This is a genomic window from Ruegeria sp. BHSA162 (assembly GCF_059613385.1).
In genome coordinates, this window is the sequence record NZ_JBXWSK010000157.1 from 1 (window position 1) to 1,087 (window position 1,087).

General features: G+C 63.1%; 2 protein-coding genes and 1 pseudogene. All 3 read right to left on the minus strand.

Translation table 11 applies throughout. From position 1 onward, the window contains the following. A partial coding sequence (locus tag AC2FM5_RS19625) for a peroxidase-related enzyme (protein WP_496737659.1) occupies window positions 1–263 on the minus strand: 263 nt, incomplete at its 3' end. Between the two features lie 27 nt (window positions 264–290). Next, window positions 291–1,001, minus strand: a complete 711-nt coding sequence (locus AC2FM5_RS19630) for a GNAT family N-acetyltransferase (protein ID WP_170433798.1) — start codon at window positions 999–1,001, stop codon at window positions 291–293. After that, window positions 998–1,087: pseudogene (locus AC2FM5_RS19635) on the minus strand (competence/damage-inducible protein A); the annotation flags it as partial. The pseudogene AC2FM5_RS19635 and the gene AC2FM5_RS19630, both read right to left, overlap by 4 nt.

The window sequence follows — 1,087 nt, forward strand, 5'->3', positions numbered from 1 at the left end:
CCATGGGCCACCAGGCAATAGAAGCACCGATTGATCGACGAGACCACGACTGCGATCATCTCACGTTCCAGCTTGCTGAGCCCGCTGTCCGCCAACATCAGGTCATTGTACATGCCCGTGAACGCGTTCAGCTTGTCGATGTCAAAGGCGTTTGCCTTGAGTACGTTCGGGACCATGCCCAGCTTCTCGACGCAGATATCGAAGTATTTCTGCGTCTCGGGCGGCAGCGGATCCACCATTGGCAGGTCAAGCGCGGTGGGCATGTCTCGATCGGTCACGTCTGTCTCCTCTCAGACCAGCTGGCGATAGTGATACTCTCCGACGCGTTCCATCCCCAGAGAGTGGTAGAGCGCGTTGGCGCCGGTATTGGCCTTGGTGCAGATCACGCTAAGGGTATGCGCGCCATTGTCCAGCGCCCAAAAGGCCGCGGCGCGCATTGCCCATTGGCCCAGCCCCTGCCGTCGGTGGGCGGGTACGATCTCAAGCGCGTGCAGCATGGCGATACCATCATGTATGGCGACATAAGCGGTGCCGGCCGGTTGATCGCGGTGACGCAGCAACAGTCCGGTTTTCGGACCTGTTGCCCGTTCCATCACGGCCAGCCGGGCAGGCCCGATGCCACCTTGGGCCCAGATTTCGCGCATGATTGCCAACGGCTCCCACAGGCAGAACACCGTGACCGGCGGGACCGGCTGGTCCGTCAGCTGTGAGACCGGGCAGGCATAGATGTTGACCGGGTCCAGGACCTCGTATCCGCGTTGCGCCAGTATTTCGTCCAGGTCCGCGTCGTGGGGGCGCAGGCAGAAGATGCGCTTTTGGCCCATCGCAAGCATGACCGCCTCGGCCGCCTCGATGTCGGTCGCTGTGACCGGGCCGGTACGGCTGGCCGCCGATACGCGTGATCCACCGCCCTGCCCTTCGCGCAGCAGAAACGGACCCAATTGCTCATACCGTGCGGCGGGCCAGGTGCCATCGACCACTGCCGCCCAGTCTACCGTCACAGGCCAAGCTCCTTGGCCAGTCGCGTCGTGACCGCATCGATACGCGACCCGTCAGTGCCCCGAACAACCACGTTGGCCCCGAAGAC